This is a genomic window from Austwickia sp. TVS 96-490-7B (assembly GCF_019331795.1).
Lineage (GTDB): Bacteria > Actinomycetota > Actinomycetes > Actinomycetales > Dermatophilaceae > Austwickia.
Window position 1 is genome coordinate 1 of record NZ_JAHPZL010000056.1, and the last position, 7174, is coordinate 7174.

General features: G+C 52.9%; 10 protein-coding genes and 1 pseudogene. 3 read left to right on the top strand and 8 right to left on the bottom strand.

Features of this window, described 5'->3' with window-relative positions; genetic code table 11:
- Window positions 1-924: 924 nt before the first annotated feature.
- From KEM60_RS16250 to KEM60_RS16260, 4 genes are all read right to left on the bottom strand, one after another.
- Window positions 925-1239: a hypothetical protein gene (locus KEM60_RS16250; RefSeq protein WP_219232523.1), complete on the bottom strand. Its 315-nt coding sequence runs from the start codon at window positions 1237-1239 to the stop codon at window positions 925-927.
- Between the two features lie 685 nt (window positions 1240-1924).
- Window positions 1925-2455 carry an SMI1/KNR4 family protein gene (locus KEM60_RS16255; RefSeq protein ID WP_219232525.1) on the bottom strand — a complete coding sequence of 177 codons (531 nt, stop codon included), beginning with the start codon at window positions 2453-2455 and terminating at the stop codon, window positions 1925-1927.
- A gap of 19 nt (window positions 2456-2474) precedes the next feature.
- On the bottom strand, window positions 2475-2732 hold the full coding sequence (locus KEM60_RS17070; protein WP_370626396.1) for a DNA/RNA non-specific endonuclease: 258 nt from the start codon (window positions 2730-2732) through the stop codon (window positions 2475-2477).
- A complete protein-coding gene (locus KEM60_RS16260) occupies window positions 2675-3202 on the bottom strand; it encodes an RHS repeat-associated core domain-containing protein (protein WP_219232527.1) in 528 nt (175 codons plus the stop codon). Before KEM60_RS16260 ends, KEM60_RS17070 begins: the two co-directional genes overlap by 58 nt.
- A gap of 226 nt (window positions 3203-3428) precedes the next feature.
- Here KEM60_RS16260 and KEM60_RS17075 point away from each other — a divergent pair, with 226 nt between their 5' ends.
- Window positions 3429-3725 carry a DDE-type integrase/transposase/recombinase gene (locus tag KEM60_RS17075; protein WP_370626397.1) on the top strand — a complete coding sequence of 99 codons (297 nt, stop codon included), beginning with the start codon at window positions 3429-3431 and terminating at the stop codon, window positions 3723-3725.
- Window positions 3726-4648: 923 nt separating this feature from the next.
- On the opposite strand, the gene KEM60_RS16270 is transcribed toward KEM60_RS17075, so the two are convergent.
- Window positions 4649-5113: an SMI1/KNR4 family protein gene (locus KEM60_RS16270; RefSeq protein ID WP_370626395.1), complete on the bottom strand. Its 465-nt coding sequence runs from the start codon at window positions 5111-5113 to the stop codon at window positions 4649-4651.
- Window positions 5114-5163: 50 nt separating this feature from the next.
- Window positions 5164-5310 carry an HNH/ENDO VII family nuclease gene (locus tag KEM60_RS17080; RefSeq protein ID WP_219232537.1) on the bottom strand — a complete coding sequence of 49 codons (147 nt, stop codon included), beginning with the start codon at window positions 5308-5310 and terminating at the stop codon, window positions 5164-5166.
- Window positions 5311-5556: 246 nt separating this feature from the next.
- Here KEM60_RS17080 and KEM60_RS17085 point away from each other — a divergent pair.
- Window positions 5557-5691: pseudogene (locus tag KEM60_RS17085) on the top strand (transposase family protein); the annotation flags it as partial.
- Between the two features lie 155 nt (window positions 5692-5846).
- Window positions 5847-6239 (top strand): transposase family protein, encoded by a 393-nt coding sequence (locus tag KEM60_RS16285; protein ID WP_219232531.1) that lies wholly within the window; start codon window positions 5847-5849, stop codon window positions 6237-6239.
- Between the two features lie 37 nt (window positions 6240-6276).
- Here KEM60_RS16285 and KEM60_RS16290 read toward each other — a convergent pair whose 3' ends face one another.
- Both KEM60_RS16290 and KEM60_RS16295 read right to left on the bottom strand, forming a co-directional pair.
- Window positions 6277-6741 (bottom strand): SMI1/KNR4 family protein, encoded by a 465-nt coding sequence (locus KEM60_RS16290; protein ID WP_219232533.1) that lies wholly within the window; start codon window positions 6739-6741, stop codon window positions 6277-6279.
- Window positions 6738-7174, bottom strand: a 437-nt coding sequence (locus KEM60_RS16295) for an HNH/ENDO VII family nuclease (protein ID WP_219232535.1), incomplete at its 5' end; no start/stop codon positions are given. The genes KEM60_RS16290 and KEM60_RS16295, both read right to left, overlap by 4 nt.

Sequence of the window (7174 nt, forward strand, 5' to 3'; positions counted from 1 at the left end):
TGATGTGGGGGTCGTAGTAGCGGTGGAGGTTGTAGATCCAGCCGGTGTCTTCATCGTAGAGCTGGCCGGGTGATCCTAGGGGGCAGGTGTGGAGGTTGTGTGGGGTGTGGGGGTGTCCGTAGAGGGTGGTGTGACGGGCCTAGGTGATGTTTTCCTCGGGGTGAGGGATTCAACGTGACTTGGAGCGCGTGAGCTAGATTAGCTTCACGATGACATCGATGACATCGATGACACCGATGACTCATGGGGTGAAGAATATACTGACCCGAACCATAAGGCGCATATTTCTTCATTAAGAAGTCACCCGGACAGGGGCGTGCCGAAGCTTATTTGTAATACATTAAGCAGATCGTCGGCCTCTGCGCTCACGATCGAAACATGGCATGGGGATCCCGCTAAGGCATGCAGTCGTCAACATCTATGAGGTGAATTAGTGTGTAGCGGTTTACCTTAGGTACGTCTGATCTCTGGTACGTCGAAGGTTGTCGAGACCGGGGCGTGTGGTGCAGATGACGGTACGACGGTGAGTGCTGCTGTTGCTGCAGGTCAGGGCGATATTGGGAGCTGAGAGCCGAGAGGGAATACGCCGTAATCAACAAGACGATGATCAAGCCTCACCGCAGAGCTGAAAAATGGCTATCGGTGGATAACCCTGAGACGAGATGGAGTGAAGTCACCCCATGCTGAGTTATGCCAAGAATGCAAGCTATTGAGGGCGTCATTCACGAGGGATTTTTACCCTTGCGGAAAATTAGAAGACATGCAGGTTGCGGACCCCTCTAGCGGGTGGTTTGTTCTATGTCTTATCGCTCGCGAATGACGCCCTATGAATCAAAAGCTTTCATGTCAATTTTCAATGAGAAGCTATTGTAAAAAAATATGTTCCCCGAGGTGTGGGCAGCTGGCGCCTCGTAAGTAACACCCTTATCCCTCTCCGTATCCCAATGACCAATCATTTGAAGATGGGATGAATTTACCTTGCGCCACCTCTAACATTACTTGGAAAACTGTTTTTCTATTATCTGTTTTAGTCCAGACGGGTTGAATTCTTTCGTCTTCTATGTCCTCGACAATGAGAAGCCATCCTGTCTGAATTGACAGCGACAGTCCACTCTCATGTTGAATGCTAACGTCCGGGTGTTCATCATCTGCAGTAGATAGTTCGTCAAGAAGAAGGGCGAAATCTTCACGGTTACCGCTTGTCATGGATCCGTCTATATGTGTAAAAGTGAAAGTCATGGGAACTCCTCTTGGTGCTGTGATCTGCTATCTTGATTTCCTATTTAACGGAGCGCCATTAGGGGGCACCCACTCTGAGTATCCACCTTTATTCTATGGATGACGCGCTGCCCAGAAGATTGATCCGGGTGGATGCTGCACCCTTGGTGCCTCATCGCATAATGCCTAATTCACCTCTCGCTTGAGAAGGTGGGACGTGGTGCCACATCCATCCAGGGGGGATCTTGCGGGAGTCAGCTTGTGCGACTGTAGCGCCAGGGCCTGGGTTGAGGTTGTCTATGTTTCTGCGAATTTAGAGTCCGAGCTGATTGCGTTATCCAGCGCCGCATTTGCTCGATTAAAACGGACAGGGCGGGATTCACCAAAGTCCCCTGGCTCCGGTCTCATTTCTAAAGCTGTCGAATACTGGTTGCCATTAACAATCCTGTTTGCGGTTTTTTGTATTCTTGGGGGGTGAGCCCCCAGGGGGCGGTCCAGGTGGTGGGGTTGGGGACGGGGTTCTGGGGATTGGTTCCGCCTGCTGGGCCGAGGGAGTCGGGGTGGCGTAGCGGGTGATGTAGGCGTTCGGTAGCGGATCAGACTGAGGTGATGGATAAATCCATCGATACTGGCGTCTTGCCCCGGATATTTTATCGAAGTGGCGCTCTTTAACTCGCGCCCAAATTTCGTGAATTTCGCTCTAAGGCTAATTCTCGGTAAATCTTGGTGAATGAGACGGAAAATCCTCGGGAAATATATCAAGTCTTAAGTTGCGAGACAGTATTTTGTACAGAAACTCGGCGGTGGTAAAAGGTAATGTCATCCATAAAGGTTCTCTCGAATCGTTGACAGTTACAATCCACTGGTCAGGATCATGTGATGATGATCGAACCCAGTAGCAGATGTCGCCATTGTCAGTGACGGCCCATGGCGCTAGTTGTTCATCGCCTATGTTCAGTTCAAATGGCACTTCTTCTCCCCCCTCGCGTAGCGTGCGAAGTGCATTGAGCTGTTCGCTGCTTTGTCGACATAGATCAATATTTGGATTAACGTTTGATGGTTGAAGGATCCAGAGGAAGTCGTCAAATACCCCTGGTCCGTACATCTCAACTATTTGCTTATAGTCCCACGGGAGTTTATGGCCAAGTTGATTCTCAATGGCTATCCAATCGAACTTTGAGGCAAGGTCGCTAGGTGGTCGTATGAGAGTGGCGAGCCGATCCAGGAAAAATGTCACAGTCAGTTCCTCCTGTTGGCTATTGCTTTTTATTTAATATAGTCACATGAAAGCTTAAATCCCCAGATCCCTGAGCCCTCAATGTGATTCCTATGGGCATTCCATTTGTTCCAACATAGATCGGCGTGGCCGAGTAATCTATTACTTGCCCTGCATCGAGTGCTTTACGTGTCAGGTTTTCGAAGCTGCGCATCACGGGACTGTTGGCTGGATTGTGGATCATCGTGACAAGGTTGCGAGTATCTCTTCCTGATCCACCAAGTTGTTTACCGAGCAGATGTCCGCGAGCGTGACCAGCAACTTTCCCTCCAAAGTCGGGAGGTTTCTTGCGGCCCGCGATCCGGTGTCCACCATAGCTGGTGTCAAGAATGCAGATACACCGGTAGGCCTTCCCAAGCTATCAAGAGCACCGTAATTAATCGATCCTGGACTTACTGCTTTTTTGTATTCTTGGGGGGTGAGTCCCCAGGGGTCGGTCCAGGTGGTGGGGTTGGGTACGGGGTTGTGGGGGTTGGTTCCGCCTGCTGGGCCGAGGGGGTCGGGGGTGGTGTAGCGGGTGATGTGGGGGTCGTAGTAGCGGTGGAGGTTGTAGATCCAGCCGGTGTCTTCATCGTAGAGCTGGCCGGGTGATCCTAGGGGGCATGAGCCCTTTTCATCTGGCGGGTTGACCTGCGGTGATGTGGGTGGTGATGGCGGCGATGCTAGGCCTTTGGCCCGGGAACAGTGCAGGGTGGACCTGCTGGTCAAGATCCACCGGCTCCGACAGCGTGAACGGCACGCCGGGGATCACCGCCGACCTGCGCGCCGACGGTGAGATCGTCTCCTGCAAGACAGTCGCCACATCCATGCGCCAAGCGATATCCGCGGGATCAGCCCGCGGCCGTGTCGGCCAGTCACCACCGTGCCCGATCAGGTGCCGCACAGCATCCCTGACCTGTTCGGACGCCACCTCGACTGCGGCATCCTGAACACGGTGTGGACCTCGGACCTCACCTATCTGGCCACCGGGGAGGTCTGGCTGTACTTGTGCGCGGTGCGGGACCGCTGCTCCCGAAGCGTGATCGGGTACGCCTTCTCCGAGTACCTGCACACCGATGTGGTGGAGACCGCGCTGCGCCGCGCGGTGAGGTTCCGCGCCCACGACCTCGCCGCAGTCGCCTACGCCCTGAACACCCGACCCCGCAAATCCCTGGGATGGCGAACACCAGCCGAGGCCTACAACGATCAACTAATCTCACTGCAGCGAGCAGGCGTTGCAACAACCGGTTGAACCCAGTCAGTACACCTCCAGCCAACTCGCGGTGGCCGCTGAGGAACTCGACGGGCTGCTCTCGATCGGACGCTTTGTGCGCGGTCTTGATGTCGATGACCAGCACCGCGGTGGGCACCTCTACTTGATCTTGCGGTCGAGTTTCGCGGCCGCGAAAAAAGCCGCGTTCGTCTTCAGGATCTCATTGGCCCGGCGTAGTTCAGGGACCTCACGCTCGAGCTCGGCCAGCCGCTGTGCGTCGTCGGTCGTAGTGCCCAGCAGGACGCCGCCGTCGATCTCTGCCTGCCGACTCTGCCTGCCGAACCCAGTTCCTCAGCGCTTCAAGGCGAAACCCGAGCTGATCGGCGACCCGCTTGATCGCCCCACGTGCCGACTCCGGGTCCCTCCGTGCGTCCGTCGCCATCCGCGTGGACCGCTGCTGGAGCTCAACGCTGTACTTCTTCGGTGCTACCTAACTCTCATCATCCTTCCCAGGATTGAGAGCCTCCATCAGACCCGGGGCTATCCACGATGCCTACACCCTCATCTGGGAAGAGCCGATTTACCTCAGGTACGTCTGATTTCTGGTACGGCGAAGGTCGTCGAGACCGGGGCGTGTAGTGCACACGACGGTACGGCGGTCAGTGTTGCTGTTGCTGCAGGTCAGGGCGATACTGGGAACTGAGATTGAGAGAGTTCAGGCCGTGATCAACAAGACGACGATCAAACCTCACCACAGAGCTGTGAAAGGGCCGTCGGTGAATAACCCCGGGACGAGATGGAGTGAGGTCACCCCATACTGGATAATGCCAAGAATGCAGGCTGCTGGGGGCGTCATTCATGAGGAATTTTTACTCTTGCGGAAAATCAGAAGATATGCAGGTCGCAGGGCCCTCTCGTGACGGCTTATTTTATATCTTATTGCTCGTGAATAACGCCCTTTGTTATTCCTTGATCCAAGAAGCCAGTTCCTCCAGAAGTTCTCCGAAAGAATCGTGAGACACAACTGCCTCCTTGGAATTTTTTGTTTCACCGGGAATCCAGGCCAAAATAGGCGGGTCTTCCGATGACTTGCAGTCAATGACATAGTAATACTCGAAACCATCAAAATAAAGCACGAAAAATTCTGCAGGCAATGGCCACCCTGTACGTGCATCTAACGTCATCCATACTCCATCCGGTGGACCTGCCCCCTCAGGGTTATTGTCAATAACTCCATACACCTCGGATGCCCCTATGGCGCCAGCCCCAAAATCAGTAATAAATTGCCGAAGGTCGCGAGGGAATTTAAAGCCAAGAGTTTCCTCTGCTTTCACGATTAAATTCTCGCATCTTGGGCCCACAAGATCGCAGTCATCTATATTTTCAATTGCCATGGAGATTGCATGAAGGTATTGATCTTGACTCATTATTCCCCTCCGTGTGGATTTTGTGCTCCATTTCGCCAGTAAGCCCTTCGCTAGGAATCAAAAGCTTTTCTGTCAATTTTTGATGGGAAGCTATTGTCAAAGATATGTATAACTCGCCTACTTGAAGTGTGCATTATGTGAGATATCTTGGCAATTGGGCCATCTGGAGTTTGTAGTATGTGGTGTAAGGGCGTTATTCACGAGGCGTTAGAGACCCATGTCCCGCACCCCGGGCAACAATCGATACACGCCTGTCACCATACGCATATATAAAAACATCTGCCGCTTTGAGATCATTGGGTTAGCAGACTCACATCTCTCAGGGAAGCGACCGATGCGGTACCAGTCGTGCAGCGGGACTCGATCACGATGCACTCGATGAACTCGTCAGGCGTGTCACCGAGATTTTTCACTCCCGGGGAGTCGACTTGAGTAGACACCGGTTGCCCGTCAAAGAACACGTCATCCTCACCCTGGAACTCCTACGGAACAATCTGTCACAGATGTTCCTTGCTGATCTGCTTAATATTTCACCATCCACCGCTTCACGCATCTATCGCAGGATGCTCCCGGTCATCGACGAAGCTCTCCTCTTGACAGGTATCCCCATACAGCAAGCAGCCAGTGATGGCCGAGTAATCTTGATCGACGGCACATACAGCCCAACTGGCAACCGCCCAGCTCAGGGGCAAGATGTCACCAAAGCCACCTACTCCGGTAAACGCCGTTGCCAGTGTGTCAGCATCCAGGTCGCTTCCACCTTGGAAGGACAACTCCTCGCAACGTCTCCACACCGGTTCCCGGAGCTCGACATGACTCTGCTGCTCTCAACCTCACCGGCTGGTCACAGATCCTCGCAGAAAACCACACGCCATGGATCGCAGACACCGCTGACATCGTCCATGGAGCACGAACGCCGCTCACAAAGAAGAAAGGACAAGAGCGAACCGACCATGAGAAACGCTACAACAAAGAAATATCCAGTATTCGCAGCCATGTCGAACACGCCATCGGACACCTTAAACAATGGAAAATCCTCGCCACCGGCTATCGAGGCAGACTCACCGAACTCCCCGACATCATTGCCGTCATCACCCGACTCGAGCTCTATCGACTTGGCTGGTAGCCAAGAATGACCTAGAAATGCCTCGTGAATAACGCCCTTATTCCTCGATCCAAGAAGCGAGTTCCTCCAGGAATTCCCCAAATGAACCATGCGTGATAAATTCTTTTTTAGGATTTACTGCCTCGCCCGGAAACCATGCCAGAATAGGCGGGTCTTCCGATGACTTGCAATCAATGATATAATAATACTCAAAGCCGTCAAAATAGAGTACAAAAAAATTGGCCGGGAGCGACCATTCTGTGCGGGCTAGGACGGTTAGTTTGACGCCGTCGGGGGGGCCCACGCTATCAGGTCGGTTCGCGACGACTCCATAAACCTCGGATCCTCCAATATCACCCGCCCCAAACTCGGCAATAAAGTGACGAAGGTCCCGCGGAAAGGTGAAGCCTAGGATTGCCTCAGCGGCAACAATCAAATCGTGATTTCTGGGTCCCACGAGGTCGCAGTCTTCTATCTTTTCTCGGATCACTGAGGTGGCCCGAATGTAATCTTTATGGCTCATGATTCTCCTAAATTGAATGATTCAGAGCGGTTCCTCCAGTATGCCCTTCTCCATGAGCCGAAATGTGCTCTATTGATGCTGGAAGGGGTTGTGTTGGGAAAGATGTGAATTACACGACTATTTGCTTGATGCATCGTTTGGGAAATTTCTGCAATTGGACCATCTGGCGTTTGAAGCATGTGATGTAAATTTACCGTTTTTCCATCTTGGCCCAGTGGGGCTCGCCCATGTTTCATGCGTTGGATGTTTGAGCGACCTTTTTCGTCTATCATGGCAGGATCTATAAGATCATCTCTTTTGTAAACTCGAGTCCCGTGAAATTCTCCCCTGGACCAATACTTTAGTGTTTGTGCTGGTTTTTTGTATTCTTGGGGGGTGAGTCCCCAGGGGTCGGTCCAGGTGGTGGGGTTGGGTACGGGGTTGTGGGGGTTGG